The sequence below is a fragment of the Syntrophomonas wolfei subsp. wolfei str. Goettingen G311 genome, from assembly GCF_000014725.1.
GTDB lineage: Bacteria > Bacillota > Syntrophomonadia > Syntrophomonadales > Syntrophomonadaceae > Syntrophomonas > Syntrophomonas wolfei.
Genome location: NC_008346.1, coordinates 1,486,670 through 1,507,610 on the forward strand (window position 1 = coordinate 1,486,670; position 20,941 = coordinate 1,507,610).

Here is a 20,941-nt window from a genome sequence, read left to right on the forward strand (position 1 = left end):
CCGTGGAATATATGTCAACGTTTGTTTCTCAAATCAGAAAGTATACATTCAAAATAAAGGGGCAATTCGCTCTTAAACTCACGATATTCTCCACTGCTCGGATGCTTAAAACCCAGCAAATGGGCGTGCAAGGCCTGGGTATCAAGCCCTAACTGCTTTTTTCCCGAACCATAAAGAGGGTCCCCTACTACCGGATGCTTGATATAGGCAAAATGTACCCTGATTTGATGGGTACGCCCGGTTAAGAGCTTTACTTTTAATAGAGTATAATTGCCCAACCTCTCCAGTACCTGATAATTGCTAACGGCTGGACGCCCCCCGGCGATAACTGCCATCTTTTTTCGATCCTGCTTGCTCCTCCCTATGGGAGCTTCGATACTGCCCAGATTTTCCTTTATTATTCCATGAACCAGGGTAATATACTCCCGGTTTATACTGTGATCCTTGATTTGCGCCGCCAACTGACGGTGGGCCATATCATTTTTCGCTATCACCATAACCCCGGAGGTATCTTTATCCAGGCGGTGTACGATTCCGGGCCGCAATTCTCCATTAATACCGGAAAGGTCTTTTAGATGAAAAAGCAAGGCATTTACCAGAGTGTTTTCCCAATTGCCATGAGCCGGGTGTGCCACCATTCCCTTGGGCTTGTCAATTACCGCAATATCTTTATCCTGGTATATAAAAGACAGGGGAATATCCTGAGCTTTAAGTTTAAGCTCCCGTACAGCGGGTATCTCCACTATTATCTCTTCCCCCGCTTTAAGCCGGTAACTCGGCTTTTGCTGTTTGCTATCAACCCTAATTTCTCCATTTTCAATCAGAGTTTTAACCAGCGAGCGGGAAAGTTCATCCAATTGTTCTGTGACAAAGGCATCCAGTCTCTCGCCTTCCATTTCTTCGTCTACCAGCAGAATCTCAGTTCTAGGCATTTCTTTCCTCTCTTTTTCCGTCAAGCAAAACCAATATTAGCAGTAATATTCCCCCACAGACTATAGCGCTATCGGCCAGGTTGAAAACCGGCCACCAACCCAGGTCAATAAAATCAATTACAAAACCATAGAAATAGCGATCAATAAGATTTCCCAGAGCACCACCAGCGATAAGACCGGTAGATAGTGCTTCAAGCGGTGAAGCCTTACTGCGCCAGTTATAAATCACTAAAGCCATTATAACCAAGAGCGCAGAAATAAAAAACAGCCATGACTTCCCTGGCATCAGGCCAAAAGCGGCTCCTCTATTCTGTACATAGGTTAAATAAAGGCCCCCCTCAATAAGTGACCGGCTTTCTCTCGGCAAAAACGACGCCAGAACCCAGGCTTTGCTTATTCTATCCAGTATTACAACCAGCAAAAAGCTACCCCAAAATCGCAAAATAAACCTCCTGCTTTATCATTGGCAATAGCGGTAAAGTATTATAAGTTTACGCAATGTGAAGGGTAATATCAAGCTCTACTCCCTGTATCAAAAAAAAACAGGGAACAATATTCCCTGTAATTAAAGAGCTACAAATGTAAATTTAGCATTCTTATTCTTGTTTATGGCACAATAAAAATACAGCGAATGGCAAGTTAAAAATACAGCAGTAAATTGGAAAAAAAATCATCGCCAGCACCCCCAAAATATACTACCCTTTTTGTTGAAGAGACAAAAGGAGGTAGATAAGAAAGGATGCTAACGATGATACAACAATATCATATCAAACACTTAAACTTTCATAAAGGCAAATCCCTTAGGAGTATTGCCGAAGAGACCGGACATGATTTCAGGACTGTAAAAAAATATGCAGAGCAAACCGATTTCAATGAAATCCGAAAACCTAAAAGAGGACGACCTTCGAAGCTTGACCCGGTAAAACCGATAATTGACGCCTGGCTTAAAGAAGACCTGAACCGGCCAGTTAAACAACGGCACACTGCTCGGCGCATCTACGACCGGCTGTGTGATGAACATCAGGATATATTTAATGCTTGTGAAAGAACTGTTCGCACTTATGTATCTGCCAGAAAAAAAGAACTATACGGTGAAGAAGAAGGCTACCTTCCCCTGGAACACCCAGCAGGAGAAGCGCAGGTAGACTTCGGCGAAATCGTCATGATTGAGCAAGGCCAGAAAGTCAAAGGATATGAATTAATTCTTTCGCTGCCGTATAGTAATGCTGGGTATCCCCAGATATTTCGGGGTCAGAACCAGGAATGCCTGTTAACCGGACTAAAAGACATATTTGAATATTTAGAGCATGTTCCCCGGATAATCTGGTTTGATAATATGTCAGCGGCAGTTGCTGGTATTGGGGAAAAAGGAGAGCGGAAACTAGTAGACCAATTTTACCGCTTCGCCCTCCACTACGGCTTTAAGCCCCAATTTTGCAACCCCGGTAAAGGGCACGAAAAAGGCCATGTTGAAAACAAGGTGGGTTACAGCCGCAGGAACTACTTTGTACCCGAACCCAGTTTTAGTGATATTGAAGAATTTAACCAGGGACTTTTTGCCGTGGCTGAAAAAGACCACTGCCGGAAACATTACCGTAAAGGCCGGGTAATAAATGAGCTTCTCCAAGATGACCTTACAGCCATGCTACCCCTGCCGGCCAAACCATTTACGATCGGCCGTATGCAGAAATTATCGGCCAACAAATACGGCAAAGTCTGTGTTGATACAAACGTATATTCCGCATCACCCCAGGTGGCAAATAAAGAACTATATATGAGGCTAGGTGCCCATCAGGTGGAACTATTAAACGAACAATACCAGCCTATCGTAAAACATAAACGATTATATGGCCAGAATCAGGAACTAATGGATTGGCTGCCTTACCTAACTACACTGGCCAAACGCCCTAATGCTTTGAAATATACTGGATTTTATCGCGAACTACCTGACCCCTGGCAGGACTATTTTAATAATCTGGATTACGCGGAAAAAAAGAAGAGCCTAAATCTTTTAGTACGTATGATAACCGAAACAGATATGGATACAGCAACCATATGCTTGCTGGAGACATTAGATTCCGGCAAAGCAGATGCTGACAGTATCCTGTTAAGCTACCGCCGATTAACCGAACCAACCTTTAATGATTTTTTGCCGTTATTATCTGCCGGCATAAATTCACCGGCAATATATACTCCTGATCTGACCTGCTATGATACTTTCCTGAAAGCAGGTGAGTGCAGATGAAAGAATTGATTAAAGACTATTGCAAGCAATTACGCTGGGGGAACAGCATAGTACAGAACTATGCAGATATTAAGGCTGATACCCACGAAGAGTTTCTGGCTAAACTTTTAGAAATAGAGGTTAAGGGACGGGAATTAAACCGTAAAAACCGCTGTTTAAGACAAGCCGGTTTTGATGTAATAAAAACCTTTAATGGCTACAGTTTTGATCATATTGAGATACCGGCATCAATACCATTAGATGATTTGAAAACTGCAGCCCTCCTAAAAAACAGGGAAAACCTGATTCTATATGGCCCGGTGGGAACGGGCAAAACCCATATGGCTACCGCCATCGGTGTAGAAGCCTGTAATCAAGGAAAGAAGGTGGGATTTTATAGAACATCAACCCTGGTCAACGAGTTAAATGATGCTCAAAATGCTGGTAATCTGGGCAAAATGCTAAAGCAACTGGCGAAGCTGGATTTACTAATTTGCGATGAATGGGGTTATATTCCCCTGGATCGCCAGGGTGCGCAGCTACTCTTTCAGGTAGTAGCTGATTGCTATGAAAAACGCAGTATTATTATCACTACCAACTTAGAGTTTAGTAAATGGAATGGCATATTCTACGATGAGAAGTTAACCAGTGCGATTATTGACCGCTTAATCCACCATAGTCATCTACTGGTTTTTGGTGGACAAAGCTACAGACTTACACATTCCACGATAAGGAAATAGTGGAAACTGGGGTGCTGGATTTATTTTTTGCCGTTTGATGTATTTTATACTTGCCAAACACACTTATTCTTTCTTCGGCAATTCTGGCTGGTATATAACCAATGGACAACAGATTTGTAAATTGCTTAGCGTTACAAATGCAAAGAAGGTAGCAAGAGAAGTGCAAATAAGGTTTCTCATCTTACTCATTATGAATCCCTCCTTCCTTTGAAAATATGGTTTCTATATAGGCAAAAGACCGATCCCACCCAACAATAAATTTATGTCCTAAAGCTGTGAGGGTAAAGGTCTGCCATAGAACACCCAATAATATTGCCAGGGCAATCTGGTGTGTATATAGCCTATAGGCTCCAATTGAACCCCCAAAAAGCACCATCAATACCATAGAAGTTTTTAGCTTTAGGGTTTTTCGCTGCTCAGTATTGGATATCAGATTCCTTGGGTTATCAACCGGAACTAAAAACAATAATGCCAATAACGAAGTTATAAATGCAATCAGAATTAATAGTTGGAAATAAGCAGGATCAATAAGATGAGCAATATAAGCGAGTACATTAAATACGAGAAGGCTGGTTAAGGTACATCGATAGTATTTCTCACAATGGGCACCCCCAGAAAACCTCCTATAAACTGCGGCAGACAATAAACAAAAAGCAACTTCTTTAGCCAAGCCGATAACAAAGGCAACTAATAAGATAATTATTATTTGAAATACCGTTCCCAAAAAAACTTCAATACCATAACGTATTTCCTCTTGATTAAAGGGATAGTCAGATCTGTCCACCAGCCATTCCGCGATCCTTTTGGCTAGAGCGTGCATGAACTCCCCCCTTAGTCACTGAACCTTTAGGTATATAAATAGAGAAGAGGGCCATATCCCCTCGGTTCTCCACTCTTACCTGTCCATTATTTTGCTCCAGCAACTCTTTTACAATATGAAGCCCCAGACCGGAATGTTTCCCAGATTTGGTAGTAAATCCCTTATGAAATATCTTTTCTAAGATATCCTCGTCTATATTACCGCAATTAGCCACCTCAACCACCTGCTTGTCCTCATCATCAAAAATCCTTACCTGTACTATTCTCCGCTCCTCTTCCAGGTTCATCACATAATCAAAAGCATTGTTGATAAGATTTCCGACAACCCGATTCAAGTCATAGGTAGAAATAAGCTTTTGATTCATAAGAGTTTCCACCCCAACTTCAAAATTAATACCTTCAGCCAGGGCTATCCCAGACTTAATATACAAGAGAGCGGACAAACCCGGGTCACCCGTGACAACAAAATTCTCAGATGATATACTTTTACCCATCAATTCTTCCAGGTATTTTTGAGCTTCCTCCAGATCCCCCAATTGCATCAATCCATAAAGAACCTGCCAGTCATTGGCCAAATCATGTTTCTGGGCTCTTAGTGCAGTATAAAGCTCCTCTACCGTATCTAAATACGATGACTGAATCAATAATTGGCTTTCCTTATCAGTCAATTCAATAAACTGAATTATCAATAGGGCAGTTGTTAAACAAATGAGAACTACGGTTAGATTGGTCAGGTATCCCATAGTTTGTAAGGATAATGTTCTTATAGTGGGACTTATTTCAATATTGAATACCGTAACATTACAAACAACCTGTACAATTACGAGAGACAGCAATGCCAGCACTAAACCTATAACGATTTTAAACCTTTTTCCATTTAGGTAAACTGAATTACCCGTACCTTTTGTACTATAGTTTACCAAATAAAGTCTATACTTCCAACAAACCAATACTATTAATATAGAAAATACTATTTGCGGGACTGGAATAAATATCGCCAATAGCGGGTTGCTAATAGCGGCATCTATATTCAAGTTCATTGCCTTCAAGCATATAGGAAGGAACACCGATTCACCTACCAACAGTACCAGCGTTCCAAATATTGTTATTGAAACTGCCCGGAAAACTGGGAGTCTCCATATCAAGGTAATGATTATTGCGAGTAGTAGAGTTAGTATTATGAAATGAATACCAAAAGGTAGTGCCAAGCTTCTAGACAGAGCAACTGCTAAAGCATAACAGAATCCTGCAAGAGCTACCTTCTTGAGATCAGGAACAATATTTACCAATACCAAGCCCACGCAAGTCGTTAGTGAGCCGGTTATAAAGCCAAACAGTATCTGGAACCAGAATGGAAAAGCAAGCAAATATTACACCTCGCCATATCTTTCCTTATAATTATTTCTAAATAATGTTTAGAATTCCTCTTAATTTTTGTGGTTTACATTTTTTTTTAAGTAAATGCTGGTTAATACCACATAATGGCTTATTACGCTAACAACTTGTAGCTTATGGAAAACTGCTAAAAAAAAGCCATGATGGTTCTTGCTTTTACCGTTGGCAAAAGTACTACCCTCATGGCTACTTCCCTTGAAAATACATATTATAATAGTTTACCCATGTTCCAATTCTATATTTTCACCTTTACACTGGCAATTAAAAGATGCATGGCCCCCAGCATCATAGCTTCGGGGTAATAAGCCAGTCCTCCCTTGATATAGCGTTTAAAGAGCCTGTCGGCCAAGTCTTTTTCCCCGACCCCTTCATCCAAGCAGTTTTTGATGTACTCAAATCCTTCTTCCGCTGCTTGTATTGTCTGCTGGTAGAACTTATCCACTTCATCTCCTAACGGGATATAGCCATGCGCTACTCCCAGTATTTTCGCCGGATAGGACATAAGCTTTTTAAGAGTACTCATATATTCATCATAACCCTGGAAAAAGACCGGCGAAATCTCGGCTTCGCTGCTGCGATAACCGGCGGCATCAGAAAGGAACATAGCTCGGTCTGTTTCCAGATAAGCAGCAATGGAACAAACACTATGACCGGGAGCATCCAGTATTTTAAGCTGCAGCCCCTGCCCCAAATCTACAATATCACCTTCACCTACCGTACAATCTACTAGAATATTATCCAATTCCGATGTATCCGGTTTATCCTTTAAAAAACCGTTTTTGATATAAGATTCCGATACTATCGCATCATTACGGTACAAATCCTTAACTATCCGCTCCTTGGAGAGCAACTTCTGAGCCGAAGCACTGGCTAGTACCTGGGCCTCGGGAAATATTTCTTTTAGAATAGGCACACCACAGGAATGGTCGAAATGAGAATGTAAAATTACTATGTACTTTACCTCTGGCTTATCCTGCAGTTGGGACCACTGCTCCTTAAATATTGTTGCTCCGGCTCTGGTCCCGCATTCCAGCAAGGCTGCTTTTTCCTTTCCTACCAGGTAGAAGTTGAAATAACCATTACCCAATACCATTACGTTCTCAGAAAGTTTTTTCATCAAATAATCCCCCTTCATTTTTTCTACCATTCACGGCTCTTTCTTCATTCTCTAAATACCGATATTTCTACCATTAAGCTTATTCTACTATATCCAGCCAGCTTCTGTCCGCTTTCTTTATTGATTTTAAGCATCAGAAGAAACTGCGGAGCAGTTTCAACACACCTTCTACGATGCGGGGGATTTAAACCCGCCTATTTTGTTAATAGGAACCCAGCCGTTTAAAGAAGTGGAGGACATATTCCACCTTGTTATAGTTATTCAACGGCTATCCTGCCCCCTGCCTGTTCCCATTTCATTGCAAAGCAAAAAGTATTAGCATTCATTCTCTATTATTACTAATTTCCTATAGGATAGATTAGAATGGTAATAAGTCCAATATCAGGAGCTAAGCTTTTTCTGTTTTTTCGTCCTGACAACAGAATTGAGAAAGGAGAAGACTTATGAAGACTGAATTGGTACAGGTGGAAACCGAGGACAGTATTGTATTGCATGGAGCATTCTATGAGGCAGAGCAAGGAAAACCAGCCATAATAATAATGCATGGGGCAGCTATGAATTTTTATACCGGGTTGGGCAGGTTTCTTCCTGAAATCCTGTCCGAGCATGGCTTTTCTTGTTTAAGTGCAAACAACCGGGGACATGATTTTGGCACCGCCCCGGATCATGATCGCAAACCAGTTATCGGCCTTATGCGGGATATTTTTAAGGATTGTGTTAAAGATGTGCAAGCCCTGCTGCATTTCTTGCGTTCAAGAGGCTACCCCCGAGTCATCCTATTAGGTCATAGCCAGGCAATACCCAAGTTGCTCTATGCCCAAAATCAGCTGCAATTTCCTGAAGTACAGGGAATGATTCTGGTAAGTCCGCCACCTTCAGTTTCCAAGATGATGAGATACTTGACCACCGACAACTATTATGAAAGAGGCTTGTTTAAGGCAAATGAACTGGGAGAAATGGGCATGTATGACCAGCTAATCGTTTTACGTGGACGGGGAACTATGCCCTGGATTTTTACGGTCAGTACTTTTCTGGATTTTTATGGTCCCAATACGCCAGCTGATACCGAGGAACTGGTTAAAGAGATTTACTGCCCCATGCTTCTCATAAGGGGAAGCATGGATTTCCCCCCAGTCAGTATGGAATTAATGCATAATATGAAGCAAAATGCTGCTGTTCCAGAATCAGTGACCATCCGCGAGATAAATGAGGCCAGCCATTTTTATAGCGGCCAGGAAAAGCAACTGGGGAACACAATACTGGAATGGCTTGATTCTTACTAACATCCCATGCCCCCAGGGGCCACAACCACCAATGAAAAGTGAGTTAGTAGGTGCTGAAATAGTAAAATGTAGTAGGAAATAAATTAAACCTCTCACCCCTTACCCCTCACTCCTCATTTTTCTTACTAAAGTACCGGGACGGATCTAAATTCAGAATAAGATCTGTCCCGATGCCACTTTAGTGGTGGGTTCCACTTACTACCTTGACACCCATAGCTTCTACTATCTTTTTAATTTCTTCCTTGTGGGGGCAAACAGGATAAGTATTCTCCAACATCATACAAGAAGAAAGATGCAATATATCCAGATTAAAAGGCTTTAATTTCTCTACCAATCTTGATACCCGCCTTCCCGGACAACCCCCACAGGTAAAGAACCCAATGATTTCAGTTTCCGGGCCGTAATCCTTAAAATATGCCCGCCTCTGCTTAAAGGCTTTGAAGCAGGCTACGCCCGGGCATACCTCAGAAACCGTTTCGCAACGTACAATCGCTATACGAGTGGGCTTTAGACCATTCTTTTCCGGCTGCTCTTCTGCAAAACTTATATGCTTTTCCCGGGCAATTTTTAAATCCTCAGCTGTTACCTCTTCTCTGCCAGCATTCCCAACCTCCATCTCCACCGCTCTTTTTGCCATTTTGCGAACAAATACCGGCACCTTTTTGAGTTCAAGCTCAGCTTCCTTGGTCCACTTCATAGTTGATTTCACCTTCCTATATGCTGTCCATTAATATAAATTTTCAAGTTATCTAGCCAGTATGGCCCAAAGATCTTCTTCCCCCGAGTTAATAGGTTTAATACCGAAGTTATCCACCAGATATTGCAATACTCCAGGGGATACAAAAGCCGGAAGAGATGGCCCCAGGTCGAATATTTCCCCTCTCTATAAGATATTGTCGATTATATTTGTCTTACTTGCGGTGATACGACCCAGGTTAAGAGTTTTTATCCATCACTTGGCCAGTTTCCCTTCTACTATATCCGCTATACTTTCCTGCTGTAATTCGTGCAACAAAGCCGCCTGGGCTCGCCCCAAAATATGTCTCACCTGGCAATCTGTCATATTAGGACAAGAATAACCCGGCGATAAACAAAGATTTAAAGCTAGAGGTCCTTCAATTGCAGTTATCACATTAGCAATAGTAATTTTGTCTGCAGATACTGTTAGCCTCACCCCCCCTTGAATACCCCGTTGCGTACTGACTAATCCAGCCCGTGATAAAAGTTGCACCGTCTTTTGCAAAAACATGCCGGGTATATCCTGTTGCTCGGCAATAAGCTTGCTGGGTATCAATTCTCCAAAAGGAGATTTAGCAAGTTCAATTAATATCTTAATAGCATATTCGGTCTGGCGTGTGATCTGCATGGTGCAACTCCTTTTCAGACTAATATTGTCTGCTTAGTATTATTTATAATAATAATCATTTATTTAAAGAATGGCTAGAGTTTTATTTAAAAAGGAGAACCTACTTGAAAACTCAACAAATAAAAAGGGATTTTTGCAGTGGATCAAATATTATTATGGGAGAGCCATAGGTGAAGCCAGGGAATTCTGGGATAGCCACCTTCAAAAACGCTAAGCTTACGTTTTAAGATGCGGATTTCTTCGATCCATGTATTGCGCTGCAAATCCTCCAAAGCAAATTGATTGTTTTTGGCAAGCTCACCTAGTATAAAATTTTCATCACGGCGCAAAAAATTGCTCACTGGCTCACCATAATATGCGCGTTTCATTGTGCAACCCCCCTATGCCAAATCTTCGATACTATTACCCAGAAGTCCTTCTGCTTTTACTTACGCAAAAAGGAGGGGTTACACCTAAACACAAAATTCCCCCAGACATACGTCTGAGGGAAAATAAAGACACTGCCTATGCTGCCCATTCCATCTGTCAGCTTATCTTTCAGCAATTCGTACAGATAGACTGAGCTTCCTCTATAGAGTCCGGTGTCTTGATTTAGCAGCTTTTCATATGATATCGACCTGTAGAAATGCTCATCGCTTCTTCAACTTCAATCGCTTTGTAAGAAATCAAAAGTCCAAAGTTTCGTTAGAAAGCAATCCCCTTAAATGCTCCTTAATCTCAGCTAAATTGCGAGCTACCACATTCCATACGATTTGGCAGATCTACCCCCATATAATCGTGAATCAGCACATCCCGCATACCAGCCATTTCCTTCCATGGAATTTCCGGATGTTGCCTGCGCAATCCAGGGGAGACCTGTTTAGTTGCCTCACCTATGATTTCTATGTTTCGAATAACCGCATCCTGAATTAACCGAGAGTTCATAAACTCTTCACGGCCATTGATCGTATATTCTTCAATCTGCTTAATGCATTCGAGAACATGGATAAGATACACGCTATCATCCTTCATAGCGGAACTGCCTCCTTCTTTACCTTGGCGGAAATCAAACGATGCATAGCTCTTTCGGTCACCAGATCAACTTTATGGCCTAGTAATTCTTCAAGTTCCAGCTTAAGCCCCACCAGATCAAAAAGACTTCGTTCATCTTCAAAATCAACGAGAAAATCAATGTCACTGTCCGGTCCTTCTTCCCCGCGAGAAATAGATCCGAAGACTCGTATATTTCCGGCACCATGTTTCTGGGCAATTTTCTTTATATGCTCGCGCTCTTTTCTTAAATCATTCAAAGTCATACTCATGTTTCAGCACCTCACTCTTCATGGCCGATTACTCCGAATACCCAAACTCAACACTGATTAAGGGGGAATTGTATTTCGAGTTCATCTTAATTTTATCTAGCTCTATCTTACCTTATTATACTTTTTACCGCCCTCAGCAGTATATGCAATTTCTGCCCGTAATACTTAACCAGGTTTGAACTATCCGGAATTCCCGGATAGTTGCCAACTTTTCTAATCAACTGCCATCATATATCTATTTATCATACCTACTCCATAGTTTTAAGCACTTTGTCGGCGTATACATCTTTAGGCACCTAACCCTTCTTGTAATTCGTTTCCCACTCTAAAAATACCTTGTGTCAAATGAAGCTAAATCAATGCTTTTCCCGTCATTATTGATGATTCTTCACTATTATTATGTTGCATTCTTCAGCAATCGTCAAATGTAGGAGCCATGCTAAACGTTGACCGCATCGCATTCTCATTCTGTGAGGCCTTGAACTTCTCAGGATACTAAGAAAGACCCGGAGGATACCCCTACCCCTAGGTCTCAATGGTTGCAAATCTTTGCTTAGCTTGGAGTTGTCAAATTTGGTTTAGCTCCTAAACTCGTACAACTGGTAGAATTCTCTTGCTATCTGGAGTCAAGGGGAGAGATTTTCTAGTAATTAACACAATAATACGCCCACATCTTGATCAACCAAATATAATGGGGATACTTATATAGTCTGTATAAATATATTACCCCAGCAATTAAATACATTCCTGGGGCACATACAAAATCGCCAGGACTATGCTCTTATATTTGTTGCAGCCTATACCGGAGCCAGGCAATCAGAACTGCTTGGACTAACATGGGATAAAATCTTGTGGCTTGTGAAAATAATTCGAATTGAGCAATCCCTACACGCTATAAGCAAGGATGAATTTGAACACCGCCCCCGCACTAAAAACGACACCAGCACCCGCAATATAAAATGTAACTGATCGGGTATTAAATGTTTTAAAAGAGCATAAAGAAGGGCAGAAAGAAAAAGGGATATCGGTAGCGGATGATTCTCTGGTGTTTACAGATAAACATGGCAAGCCTATCAATCGGAATAACCTGGGGCATAGATATTCAAATCTAACCGCTAAATACGGCTTCAATGGCATGACATTCCACCACTTAAGGCATACCCACGCTACAATATTACTTTCTGCCGGTGCAAACATAAATGAAGTGTCGGAAAGACTTGGGCATAAAGATGCAAGCATTACATTAAAAATTTATGGCCATGTACTGCCCGGAAGAGATCAAAGCCTTGCAGATAAGTTTGATACACTGGTTTTTGAGCCAGAACAGAAAGTGCAAATTTAGCGCAAAAGTACAAATGTTTGGTGGTGTTATGGGGTTTAAAATGGGTAAATTTGAAAAAGCGCAGAAAATAATAAAACCGGCTCAAATGCCGGTATATTCATAAAGATGGTGCCCGAGGCCGGGGTCGAACCGGCACGAGGGGTAAACCTCGCGGGATTTTAAGTCCCGTGCGTCTGCCTATTCCGCCACCCGGGCATGTAGTTTTTTCACTGCGCATTTATCTCTAACGCATGAATTAGTTTATCAAAACATCCTTCTTTTTGCAAGCAAAATGAATAACTGGCTTACCTTCCGCTTTGCAATGTTTCTATTAATTAGAAAAGGAGGAGTAACGGGTAAGGAGTGAGGGGTCAATATCTCCTACCATACGCTACTGTTCAAAAGCCTGCTAGCTTACTTTTCATGGTTGTGTCCTCGAGTCATGGGGGTTAAATAGAAACAAAAGCTATTCTTTGCATAAAAAAACCTTCCCCAAAAACGGAAGGCTTTAGTGACTATTATGGAGGGCGGGACCGGATTCGAACCGGTGAATGGTGATTTTGCAGACCACAGCGTTAGCCTCTTCGCCACCCGCCCAAAACTCTACGGCTATGTCTCGCTTATGCGATGTTATTATAACAAATAATTCGCTAAAAGCAAAACCTAATACTATTCAAAACAAAAGCGTTACTTCGTAACGCCGAGAATTCAATGGAGCGGAAGACGAGATTCGAACTCGCGACCCTCGCCTTGGCAAGGCGATGCTCTACCACTGAGCCACTTCCGCATTTTTCATGGTGCCTCGGGGCGGACTTGAACCACCGACACGCGGATTTTCAGTCCGCTGCTCTACCACCTGAGCTACCGAGGCAGGTTTATCTCCCTCGAAAAAATAAGCTTAATATGGCGAAGCCGAAGGGATTTGAACCCTCGATCTCCGGCGTGACAGGCCGGCATGTTAACCGCTACACCACGGCTCCGCAACGAAATTTATTATAGCATCAGCCTCTATTTTAGTCAACCATTAACAGCCCACTTTGTTTTAAATTCTATGATTGTAGTATAGAGCGACTTCGCCATTATATCTTTTTACATAGTTATTTGACTGTTATCTCTTGCTTATGAGATTAGATCCCTAATTGCCTTTATGACAATGAGCGATATTTGTTATCTCCGCTACTATGATTATTTCCTACCCACATATTTGCTGGCATTGAGGCCAGCTACCTGTCCTTCTCCTACTGACTTCGCCACCTGGTAGGGAGGACCGGTACAATCCCCGGCAGCAAATACTCCAGGAAGATTGGTTTCCTGTTGCCGGTTAACCTTTATGTGTTTATTGCTTATCTCCAAGCCAGGAATTAAGCGATCAGGGGCCGTTTCTCCGCCCAAAACAAATAAACCTTCAACTCTTATTTCACTACCATCTTTTAATTTTAATCCTTGAACAAAGTCAGAGCCAATAATTTCCCCTGGTTTTCCGTTTATAATCTCTATTCTGGGGTCGAGTTCCATTGTTTCCTGGTAGAGAGGTAAATAATAAACCTTCCGGCAGATCTCCGCCATATAGTTGGCTTCACTTTCCGCTTCACTGCTGTGTGCTATTAACAGTACATCCTTACCCCGATAAATGGGACCATCGCAGGTAGCACAGTAGCCCAATCCCCGACCCAGCATATCTTCCTCCCGGGGCAGCGTAGGTTTATAGGGGATGCCCGTGGCTATGATAATGGCCTTGCTCTTTACCATTTCTTCCTTGACCAGTATATTATATACTCCCTCAGCTTCATTTATGGCTTCTGCCTTAGTGCTGATGATTTCAATACCCATATCCAGAGCATGTTCCATAAAGCGGGCTAGCAGTTCTTCTCCTCTGACTCCAGGAACACCCAGGTAATTGTCAATCTTCTGGGCCTTGTGTAAGGGCGGGCTGCATATCTCCGCCCCAATTATCAGTACTTTTTTGTTTCGTATGGTCGCATTTATAGCTGCAGATAAGCCCGCCGGGCCACATCCCAGTATAGTTATATCGTAAAATTCGTTTTGCATAATAACCCCCATAAATTAATCTATATCAACTCAACTTAATTAACCTAATTTAAGCATCGGACGAAACTGCGGAGCAGTTTCAATACAGCGCTGCAACGAGGCGGGGTATTAGAACCCGCCGCCTGTTTTATTAATAGGAACCCGGCCGCCTATAGAAGCGGTGGACATATTTCACTTCATTATAGCCCAGGGACAAAAACACTGATGTTCCTCTCCTGACACCTTACCCCTCACACCTTAATTTGTTATTAATTATACCCGACTACGGCTTTCTTCAACAATCTTTTCAACTGTTTCCTTAATAATGTTATACTCTAATAAAAAAAGCTACAGGAGTGATAGGCTTTGAAATACTTGGTAATCCTGGGAGACGGGATGGCTGATTATATTATTCCCGAACTAGGGGATAAAACCCCCTTGCAATATGCCCATACCCCGTATATAGATTCGCTGGCCCAAAAAGCCGTTATCGGCCAGGTCAATACCATTCCGCCAGGTTTTCCCCCGGGAAGCGATGTGGCTAATCTCTCAGTAATGGGTTATGATCCCTGCCGTTATTATACAGGAAGATCCCCCCTGGAAGCAGTAAGCATGGGGGTGGAAATGGGGGATGAAGACCTGGCTTTACGCTGCAACCTGGTAAGTTTGTCAGCCGAAGCAGAATATAGTGAGCGCAAGATGCTCGATTACAGTGCGGGTGAAATAGATACCCAGGATTCTGCCATACTGTTGCAGCTCCTGGAAAAAGAATTAGGCAGCGATAGTTTTCATTTTTATCCCGGTATCAGTTACCGACACTTACTGCTATGGAAAAACGGGTTAGGCCGGGAAATAATCTTAACTCCCCCCCATGATATTTCCGGACGCCCAATTAAAGACTACCTGCCTCAGGGACGCGATTCCGCCCCTCTCCTGGAAATAATGAGAAAAAGCTCTCTTATCCTGCAGCAGCATCCCCTATACCGGTCTCGCCTGGAGGCTGGACATAATCCGGCTACTTCGGTCTGGTTCTGGGGGGAAGGGAGTAAACCTTCACTACCGAGCTTTCAAGAGAAATTCGCTCTTCATGGCTCAGTAGTAGCAGCAGTAGACCTGGTAAAAGGATTGGGCATTTCCGCCGGGCTTAAACCGGTATCGGTAGCAGGAGCCACCGGTGGCATAGTAACCAATTTTGCCGGTAAGGCCAGAGCCGCTTTAGACGAATTGAAACAAGGACAGGATTTTGTCTATTTGCATATCGAATCACCTGATGAAGCCGGACACCAGGGTAGTCTGGAGAAAAAAATCTGGAGCATTGAGCAGCTCGATAAAGAGGTGGTGTCTCTGGTAGTAAAAGATATGGATGAATTCGAGGAACTGCGGGTATTGATTCTACCGGATCACCCCACTCCCCTGTCCATCCAGACCCACTCATCCGAACCCGTACCTTTCCTGTTTTTTGACAAGAACCATCCGCAGGAAAATCCAGCGGCGGTTTATGATGAAATTAATGGCAGTCAGGGTATGATTTTTGAGCAGGGCCATGAGCTCATGGATTTTTTTATTCGCGGGAAATTATAAAGGAGCTAAAAAAATAACTGAAAGCAAAAGTGAGGGAAACACCTAGCGATAAGAGGTTAATTTCCCCTAACTACAGCTCCCCCTTATTCCCCTTAGCCCTCACTCTGTTTTCATTTTGACTTATGCCTGCTAGTATAGAATTACCTAACAAAGCGGTTTATACCAGCTGCAAAAAGGACATAACCATTTCTTCCATCCCCTGCTGGGAGCAGACGCTGTGATGTCTGATTTCCCTTCTATCCAGCTCTTTCAACCCTACCGGTATAGCTATACCGGTATACTGCGAGAGTAAGTTCATTAATTCAAATTCATCCTTGCCCTGCAGCAATTCAGGCTCCAAAACAGCCTGAGCCACGCTGTTGGCAAATTTAAAGGGGCTGGCGGTAGAGGCAATAATACTTATAGTATTATCCCCGGTTTCAGAGCGGTATTTTTGATAAACATTTACTGCCACGGCCGTATGGGTATCCAGTAAATAGCTATGTTCCCTCCAGGTCTGGCGGATAGCAGTAAGGGTCTCTTCGTCGGAGCAAAAATCCGCCCAGAAAATGTCCTGTACGGCATCGCGAGTAACAGCATCTACTTCGTATCTTCCCCTATCCTTCAAGTCTTCCATCCAGGCAGCAACTCGACTGGCATTGTGACCGGTAACTTCAAATAAAAGCCTTTCCAGGTTGGAGGAGATAAGAATGTCCATAGAAGGGGATATAGTCTTTTCAAACTTGCGCTGGCGGTCATAGATGCCACTGTGGATAAAATCAGTCAAGATATTATTAGCATTTGATGCGCAGATCAACCTTTTTATTGGAATCCCCATCCGGGAGGCATAATAAGCCGCCAGGATATTACCGAAATTTCCCGTGGGCACCACTATATTTACTGATTGAGCTTCTTCAACTATCCCAGCAGCCTTCAAATCAAGATAGGCCGCCACATAGTAAACAATTTGGGGCAATAAACGCCCCCAATTAATGGAGTTGGCTGATGACAACTTCTGCCCGTTTTGCAGCAGCCGGGCGGCAAATTCTTCATTAGCAAATATCCTTTTAACTCCGTTCTGGGCATCGTCAAAATTGCCGCTAACTGCAGCCACATAGACATTATTGCCTTCCTGGGTCAGCATTTGGCGCTTTTGTATTTCACTGACACCCTCATCCGGATAAAAGACAATAATCTTTGTTCCTTCTACATCTTTAAATCCTTCCAAAGCCGCCTTACCGGTATCTCCAGAGGTAGCCACCAGGATGACTATTTCCGCCTTTTCTCCCGTTTTATGAGCACTGATGGTCAAAAGGTGCGGCAGCATCTGCAAGGCCATATCCTTGAAGGCAGCGGTAGGGCCATGCCACAGTTCTTGAATATATACTCCTGTATCAAGTTTTACCAAAGGTGCTATTCTCTCGTTATCAAAACTTTTCTGATTATAAGCTCCATTAATGCAGCTCTTAATCTCATCATCACTAAAATCACTCAAAAACTGCCTGATAATATGAAAAGCTTTTTCCTGGTATGAACTACTGGCCATGGCAGTTAATTGCTTGTCATCCAGATGGGGAATAGATTCAGGAACAAAAAGACCTCCATCCGGGCTAATCCCCATTTTTATGGCCTCTGCAGCGGTGACGGAATGATATTTTCCTCGACTACTTTCATATTTCACAAATTTTCCTCCTTCAAGACTATCCTGGGAAAAGGATATACTAATCAGTATGATTATTATAACGAGGTAAAATAGGTCCCCATTTCTTTAAGTGTTCGGGTTCCCATTAATTAAAACAAGCAGCGGGTTCTAATACCCCGCCTCGTTGCAGCGCTGTGTTGAAACTGCTTCGCAGTTTCTTCCGATGCTTAAAAAGAAACATAAGGAGAAGAGACAAGTAGTTCTTCTCCTGCCGCAGATGTCAAGAGAATTCTGTTCTATATTCTATACTTAAAAACCCGACAGGTAAATGTAAACGAAATTTTTTAAGTAGCTTGACCGTAAAAAGAGAGCGTTTAATTGACTCCACTGCAAAAAACTTTTTTATTGCAGAAGGGTTGCATAAATATACAAAGCGAGCGTTGGCGAAGCATGGATGCGGCACCCCTTGAGCCGCGAGACAAGCCGCAGGTGTCGCCCATGCGTAGACTGCAAGCGGTATATTTATGCAAGCTAATGCATAATTATAACTTTTGGCAGCGAAATCACCTTTATCCATGAAGCTTTGGGCAGGAGCATTGGAATTGAATTCAGAGGAGGTAATTTCTATGGGACAAGCCATTATCGCCGTCCTGGGACTGATTCTAGCCAAGTTAATCGTAGATGTTGTCAAGGAAAATATAAGCAGCAGTAGCAAAAAAGCTTCTTCTTCAGGACCCATTATAGACCTGGGTGATGCCTGGGTAGACTTGAATCAAATCTCCAGTCGCCAACGCGAAAGCCTGCTTTCCAGAGAGGAAATCTTGCTTTTTCAGATGCTTGATAGCATTCTGTTCGATAGTAATTATAAGGTTTTTCCCAAAGTTAGACTGGCTGACCTGCTAACCCCAAACCCCAATATCCCCAACCGGGCGGAATACAAACGTCGTCTTCGGGAAAGAGCGGTAGACCTGCTAATAGTGGAAAAGCAAAACCTAAAGCCGCTGTTATTAATCCTCACCAATAACTCACAAAACAAAAAAGCGGAACCTGATCAGTTAAGTATACGGAGCATAAAAACGGCTGGCCTTCGCTACCTGATAATTAAGTTGGACGATTTGCCTTCTTCCAGTAGTCTGCTAACAAAGTTACGCGAAGCCGGACTAAATATTTAAATTGGGCCCCTAATTGCTTTTAAAGCCCAGAAAATACAAAATGGTCGGAGTGACTGGATTTGAACCAGCGGCCTCTACGTCCCCAACGTAGCGATATAAGTACCAACCACTATATACCCCATTACATCAATAATTGAAGTATCTTGACCACTAGATTTTTTACTTAGTATCTCTAATAATATAGTGTACTAATTTAAAAATCAAGTGGTCATAGGTTTAGAATAAAGGTTTAAGCCAAATTCGCTTGCTCACCGTCAAACTATTATCTGTTCTATCAGTAGCAATGAGATTAATATAATATGTTGCACCATTGGCTTTAATACTGCATTGAGTATTATCTAAAACAGTAAGAGTATATTTATCAGCAGGAGTAGTTTCAGGATCAATGCTAAAATCAAATGTTGCTCCTTCAACAATATCACCTAAACCATTTTTCTTTACAGCGGTATAAGTTTTAGTTTGATTCTGTTTTATCTCAGTATCACCTATCAATTCCAATGTATAGGTTTCTGGCACTTCCACTTCTTCAACTGTAATTACAATAGAATCATTGACAGTTGTATCTGATTCAAAGGAAACGGTTATTGTCACATTACCGACTGATACAGGTGTAACCATTCCAGTAGAATCAACCGTTGCAATAGAAATATCTGAACTTGTAAAAACCATTGGTAATGGATTAGTTAAAACCGTTTCCCCATCTTTTTGTTCTACATTTAGTTGAACAGGAGTAGCAGTATCAGTTGTTAAAGTATCCCCATTCAAGATGGTTATGGAATAATTAGGAAGCACTTGCCCTTCTTCAGAATATTTCATTTTCATAAGTAATAATCCAGGTCTACTAATATCATCCATGCTTATTACCTTATAGTTAAATCTGCCAATCTTATAAATGTCATTCAGTTGAATATTAGAATTAATAGTGTTATTAGCCACCAAAATATAAATTTCATTTTCTAAAACAGTCAAATAGTATGTTACATCAATATTTAGATTAACCTTGTTTGTTACGACATAAGGCACACGATGTAGGATTCCTGCAATATTTACAGTTAGAGTATTATGACACTTCTGCATAATACCTTTATATTTATTATATCGTTTACCACTAACTTCACTGATAACTAGCCATTTCCCATCATCATAATCAATCAAATAGCCACTTTCTATATTTTCAAGTGTGGTTATATTTCTATTATCTTTAGATTCAGTTAAATTTGTGTTAGTTATCAATGCTCTAGCAGGTTTACCATTTATTAAAATATCTTGTCCTGCCATATTAAGAAGGTGTTTAAAATCTTTAGGATCATTTAATTGAAAGTAATTAAACAATGTCGCACCTCCTTAATTTGCAAACATCATAAAAAAAGATGCTCCATCTTGATAGGTATTAGCATCATCCGGTATCTGTCTAATTTTTATTTCTAATTGGTCAATACGATTCTGTAGGTTCTCATGGAATTGGGATATTGATATATCATCCTGCTTATAATCTTTCATCAAAGCAGGTTGGTTTGCTACTGATTCGAGGATAGATAATGCTGATTTAAGAATATTTCGTTTATTAGTATTTGAAGTAGGGATATATTCATCTGTTGAATTTAATGAATTTTCTGTTAGGTAAATATTAATTTCATCAGGAGTTAGGTCTATACCTTTTATCTCCATAAGTAAGCGTTCTGAATTTGTCATTATATAACCCCCTCTAATCTCTTCTGATCATTTTTGCAATTCTCCATAAAGAATAATTCACCATCAAAAACAATGTTTTGGTTATAGGAATGATATGTGGGATGGTTTTTAAATGATTGTTGCATTTTTACATAATCGAGTCCTGTGGCACTTCTGCTTGTTGTTCCATCTTCATAGTAATGGGTAGTTGCAAAAGTGACGGATATAATATTATCTTTCACACTGAAATGATAGCGTTCCTTTTTGCTTATTGTTTCATCATCTGAATGTTGAAACCATTTACCTATGAAATATTGTAAATCCTGTTCAGTGATAGGTAATCTATCTTTGATATATAACATTAGAATTT

At 41.5% G+C, this 20,941-nt stretch carries 22 protein-coding genes and 6 tRNA genes; 6 read left to right on the plus strand and 22 right to left on the minus strand.

The annotated features are described in order from the left end of the window. Positions 1-14 precede the first annotated feature (14 nt). Positions 15-932: an RluA family pseudouridine synthase gene (locus SWOL_RS06610; protein ID WP_011640697.1), complete on the minus strand. Its 918-nt coding sequence runs from the start codon at positions 930-932 to the stop codon at positions 15-17. After that, a complete protein-coding gene (gene lspA / locus SWOL_RS06615; RefSeq protein ID WP_011640698.1) occupies positions 925-1,374 on the minus strand; it encodes a signal peptidase II in 450 nt (149 codons plus the stop codon). Before lspA ends, SWOL_RS06610 begins: the two co-directional genes overlap by 8 nt. Before the next feature lie 306 nt (positions 1,375-1,680). Between lspA and istA the strand changes: the two genes are divergently transcribed. Both istA and istB read left to right on the plus strand, forming a co-directional pair. Further along, positions 1,681-3,177, plus strand: a complete 1,497-nt coding sequence (gene istA / locus SWOL_RS06620; protein ID WP_423218532.1) for an IS21 family transposase — start codon at positions 1,681-1,683, stop codon at positions 3,175-3,177. Next, entirely contained in the window at positions 3,174-3,896 is a 723-nt protein-coding gene (gene istB, locus SWOL_RS06625; protein ID WP_011639493.1) for an IS21-like element helper ATPase IstB, read from the plus strand. The genes istA and istB overlap by 4 nt, the downstream gene beginning before the upstream one ends. A gap of 63 nt (positions 3,897-3,959) precedes the next feature. Here the strand turns inward: istB and SWOL_RS15280 are convergent, their stop codons facing one another. The 4 genes from SWOL_RS15280 to SWOL_RS06640 form a co-directional block, all read right to left on the minus strand. Further along, complete coding sequence (locus SWOL_RS15280) at positions 3,960-4,085, minus strand: cyclic lactone autoinducer peptide (RefSeq protein ID WP_081424798.1); 126 nt, start codon at positions 4,083-4,085, stop codon at positions 3,960-3,962. After that, the gene (locus tag SWOL_RS06630; protein ID WP_207635271.1) at positions 4,078-4,680 is read right to left on the minus strand and encodes an accessory gene regulator ArgB-like protein; all 603 of its coding nucleotides are present in this window, start codon (positions 4,678-4,680) and stop codon (positions 4,078-4,080) included. The genes SWOL_RS15280 and SWOL_RS06630 overlap by 8 nt, the downstream gene beginning before the upstream one ends. After that, the gene (locus tag SWOL_RS06635; RefSeq protein ID WP_155814157.1) at positions 4,667-5,755 is read right to left on the minus strand and encodes a sensor histidine kinase; all 1,089 of its coding nucleotides are present in this window, start codon (positions 5,753-5,755) and stop codon (positions 4,667-4,669) included. Before SWOL_RS06635 ends, SWOL_RS06630 begins: the two co-directional genes overlap by 14 nt. Positions 5,756-6,345: 590 nt before the next feature. After that, positions 6,346-7,227: an MBL fold metallo-hydrolase gene (locus SWOL_RS06640; RefSeq protein ID WP_011640700.1), complete on the minus strand. Its 882-nt coding sequence runs from the start codon at positions 7,225-7,227 to the stop codon at positions 6,346-6,348. Positions 7,228-7,670: 443 nt separating this feature from the next. On the opposite strand from SWOL_RS06640, the gene SWOL_RS06645 reads away from it, so the two are divergent. Beyond that, a complete protein-coding gene (locus SWOL_RS06645) occupies positions 7,671-8,510 on the plus strand; it encodes an alpha/beta hydrolase (RefSeq protein ID WP_011640701.1) in 840 nt (279 codons plus the stop codon). Positions 8,511-8,688: 178 nt separating this feature from the next. Here SWOL_RS06645 and SWOL_RS06650 read toward each other — a convergent pair whose 3' ends face one another. The 5 genes from SWOL_RS06650 to SWOL_RS06670 form a co-directional block, all read right to left on the minus strand. Further along, positions 8,689-9,207 carry a CGGC domain-containing protein gene (locus SWOL_RS06650; RefSeq protein ID WP_011640702.1) on the minus strand — a complete coding sequence of 173 codons (519 nt, stop codon included), beginning with the start codon at positions 9,205-9,207 and terminating at the stop codon, positions 8,689-8,691. A 255-nt stretch (positions 9,208-9,462) separates the two neighbouring features. After that, positions 9,463-9,876 carry an RrF2 family transcriptional regulator gene (locus SWOL_RS06655; protein WP_011640703.1) on the minus strand — a complete coding sequence of 138 codons (414 nt, stop codon included), beginning with the start codon at positions 9,874-9,876 and terminating at the stop codon, positions 9,463-9,465. Between the two features lie 143 nt (positions 9,877-10,019). Further along, positions 10,020-10,244, minus strand: a complete 225-nt coding sequence (locus tag SWOL_RS06660) for a hypothetical protein (protein WP_011640704.1) — start codon at positions 10,242-10,244, stop codon at positions 10,020-10,022. A gap of 349 nt (positions 10,245-10,593) precedes the next feature. Continuing rightward, positions 10,594-10,887 carry a HepT-like ribonuclease domain-containing protein gene (locus tag SWOL_RS06665; RefSeq protein WP_011640705.1) on the minus strand — a complete coding sequence of 98 codons (294 nt, stop codon included), beginning with the start codon at positions 10,885-10,887 and terminating at the stop codon, positions 10,594-10,596. Further along, positions 10,884-11,177 (minus strand): nucleotidyltransferase family protein, encoded by a 294-nt coding sequence (locus tag SWOL_RS06670; protein WP_011640706.1) that lies wholly within the window; start codon positions 11,175-11,177, stop codon positions 10,884-10,886. Before SWOL_RS06670 ends, SWOL_RS06665 begins: the two co-directional genes overlap by 4 nt. Positions 11,178-12,198: 1,021 nt before the next feature. Here SWOL_RS06670 and SWOL_RS13980 point away from each other — a divergent pair. Next, a complete protein-coding gene (locus tag SWOL_RS13980; RefSeq protein WP_081424799.1) occupies positions 12,199-12,519 on the plus strand; it encodes a tyrosine-type recombinase/integrase in 321 nt (106 codons plus the stop codon). Positions 12,520-12,625: 106 nt separating this feature from the next. Here SWOL_RS13980 and SWOL_RS06680 read toward each other — a convergent pair. The 6 genes from SWOL_RS06680 to SWOL_RS06705 form a co-directional block, all read right to left on the minus strand. Further along, positions 12,626-12,714: transfer RNA gene (locus SWOL_RS06680), tRNA-Leu, on the minus strand. 305 nt (positions 12,715-13,019) lie between these two features. Beyond that, positions 13,020-13,095, minus strand: a tRNA-Cys gene (locus tag SWOL_RS06685). 115 nt (positions 13,096-13,210) lie between these two features. After that, positions 13,211-13,285: transfer RNA gene (locus SWOL_RS06690), tRNA-Gly, on the minus strand. 8 nt (positions 13,286-13,293) lie between these two features. Then, positions 13,294-13,369: transfer RNA gene (locus tag SWOL_RS06695), tRNA-Phe, on the minus strand. Between the two features lie 33 nt (positions 13,370-13,402). Continuing rightward, positions 13,403-13,478, minus strand: a tRNA-Asp gene (locus SWOL_RS06700). A 205-nt stretch (positions 13,479-13,683) separates the two neighbouring features. Further along, on the minus strand, positions 13,684-14,547 hold the full coding sequence (locus SWOL_RS06705) for an NAD(P)/FAD-dependent oxidoreductase (protein WP_011640708.1): 864 nt from the start codon (positions 14,545-14,547) through the stop codon (positions 13,684-13,686). Between the two features lie 345 nt (positions 14,548-14,892). On the opposite strand from SWOL_RS06705, the gene SWOL_RS06710 reads away from it, so the two are divergent. Beyond that, a complete protein-coding gene (locus SWOL_RS06710; protein WP_011640709.1) occupies positions 14,893-16,107 on the plus strand; it encodes a cofactor-independent phosphoglycerate mutase in 1,215 nt (404 codons plus the stop codon). Between the two features lie 157 nt (positions 16,108-16,264). On the opposite strand, the gene thrC is transcribed toward SWOL_RS06710, so the two are convergent. Further along, positions 16,265-17,767, minus strand: a complete 1,503-nt coding sequence (thrC, locus tag SWOL_RS06715; RefSeq protein WP_011640710.1) for a threonine synthase — start codon at positions 17,765-17,767, stop codon at positions 16,265-16,267. A gap of 587 nt (positions 17,768-18,354) precedes the next feature. Here thrC and SWOL_RS06720 point away from each other — a divergent pair. Further along, positions 18,355-18,900 carry a DUF2726 domain-containing protein gene (locus SWOL_RS06720; protein ID WP_011640711.1) on the plus strand — a complete coding sequence of 182 codons (546 nt, stop codon included), beginning with the start codon at positions 18,355-18,357 and terminating at the stop codon, positions 18,898-18,900. Between the two features lie 41 nt (positions 18,901-18,941). Here the strand turns inward: SWOL_RS06720 and SWOL_RS06725 are convergent. The 4 genes from SWOL_RS06725 to SWOL_RS06740 all read right to left on the minus strand — a co-directional run bounded on the left by SWOL_RS06725 (position 18,942) and on the right by SWOL_RS06740 (position 20,933). After that, positions 18,942-19,021 (minus strand) — tRNA-Pro (locus tag SWOL_RS06725). Between the two features lie 95 nt (positions 19,022-19,116). Continuing rightward, a complete protein-coding gene (locus tag SWOL_RS06730; protein ID WP_011640712.1) occupies positions 19,117-20,232 on the minus strand; it encodes an Ig-like domain-containing protein in 1,116 nt (371 codons plus the stop codon). Positions 20,233-20,244: 12 nt separating this feature from the next. After that, positions 20,245-20,592 carry a hypothetical protein gene (locus SWOL_RS06735; RefSeq protein ID WP_011640713.1) on the minus strand — a complete coding sequence of 116 codons (348 nt, stop codon included), beginning with the start codon at positions 20,590-20,592 and terminating at the stop codon, positions 20,245-20,247. Continuing rightward, positions 20,592-20,933, minus strand: a complete 342-nt coding sequence (locus SWOL_RS06740; RefSeq protein ID WP_041427448.1) for a hypothetical protein — start codon at positions 20,931-20,933, stop codon at positions 20,592-20,594. The genes SWOL_RS06735 and SWOL_RS06740 overlap by 1 nt, the downstream gene beginning before the upstream one ends. Positions 20,934-20,941: the final 8 nt, after the last annotated feature.

What these genes read in the sequence shown, in the direction of transcription:
- SWOL_RS06740 (WP_041427448.1), bottom strand. Translation starts at nt 20,933, where the DNA reads ATGTTATATATCAAAGATAGATTACCTATCACTGAACAGGATTTACAA.
- SWOL_RS06720 (WP_011640711.1), top strand. Translation starts at nt 18,355, where the DNA reads ATGGGACAAGCCATTATCGCCGTCCTGGGACTGATTCTAGCCAAGTTA.
- SWOL_RS06655 (WP_011640703.1), bottom strand. Translation starts at nt 9,876, where the DNA reads ATGCAGATCACACGCCAGACCGAATATGCTATTAAGATATTAATTGAA.
- SWOL_RS15280 (WP_081424798.1), bottom strand. Translation starts at nt 4,085, where the DNA reads ATGAGTAAGATGAGAAACCTTATTTGCACTTCTCTTGCTACCTTCTTT.
- SWOL_RS06665 (WP_011640705.1), bottom strand. Translation starts at nt 10,887, where the DNA reads ATGAAGGATGATAGCGTGTATCTTATCCATGTTCTCGAATGCATTAAG.
- istA (WP_423218532.1), top strand. Translation starts at nt 1,681, where the DNA reads ATGATACAACAATATCATATCAAACACTTAAACTTTCATAAAGGCAAA.
- SWOL_RS06610 (WP_011640697.1), bottom strand. Translation starts at nt 932, where the DNA reads ATGCCTAGAACTGAGATTCTGCTGGTAGACGAAGAAATGGAAGGCGAG.
- SWOL_RS06640 (WP_011640700.1), bottom strand. Translation starts at nt 7,227, where the DNA reads ATGAAAAAACTTTCTGAGAACGTAATGGTATTGGGTAATGGTTATTTC.
- SWOL_RS06645 (WP_011640701.1), top strand. Translation starts at nt 7,671, where the DNA reads ATGAAGACTGAATTGGTACAGGTGGAAACCGAGGACAGTATTGTATTG.
- SWOL_RS06650 (WP_011640702.1), bottom strand. Translation starts at nt 9,207, where the DNA reads ATGAAGTGGACCAAGGAAGCTGAGCTTGAACTCAAAAAGGTGCCGGTA.
- SWOL_RS06735 (WP_011640713.1), bottom strand. Translation starts at nt 20,592, where the DNA reads ATGACAAATTCAGAACGCTTACTTATGGAGATAAAAGGTATAGACCTA.
- SWOL_RS06635 (WP_155814157.1), bottom strand. Translation starts at nt 5,755, where the DNA reads ATGAACTTGAATATAGATGCCGCTATTAGCAACCCGCTATTGGCGATA.
- SWOL_RS06670 (WP_011640706.1), bottom strand. Translation starts at nt 11,177, where the DNA reads ATGAGTATGACTTTGAATGATTTAAGAAAAGAGCGCGAGCATATAAAG.
- istB (WP_011639493.1), top strand. Translation starts at nt 3,174, where the DNA reads ATGAAAGAATTGATTAAAGACTATTGCAAGCAATTACGCTGGGGGAAC.
- SWOL_RS06705 (WP_011640708.1), bottom strand. Translation starts at nt 14,547, where the DNA reads ATGCAAAACGAATTTTACGATATAACTATACTGGGATGTGGCCCGGCG.
- SWOL_RS06660 (WP_011640704.1), bottom strand. Translation starts at nt 10,244, where the DNA reads ATGAAACGCGCATATTATGGTGAGCCAGTGAGCAATTTTTTGCGCCGT.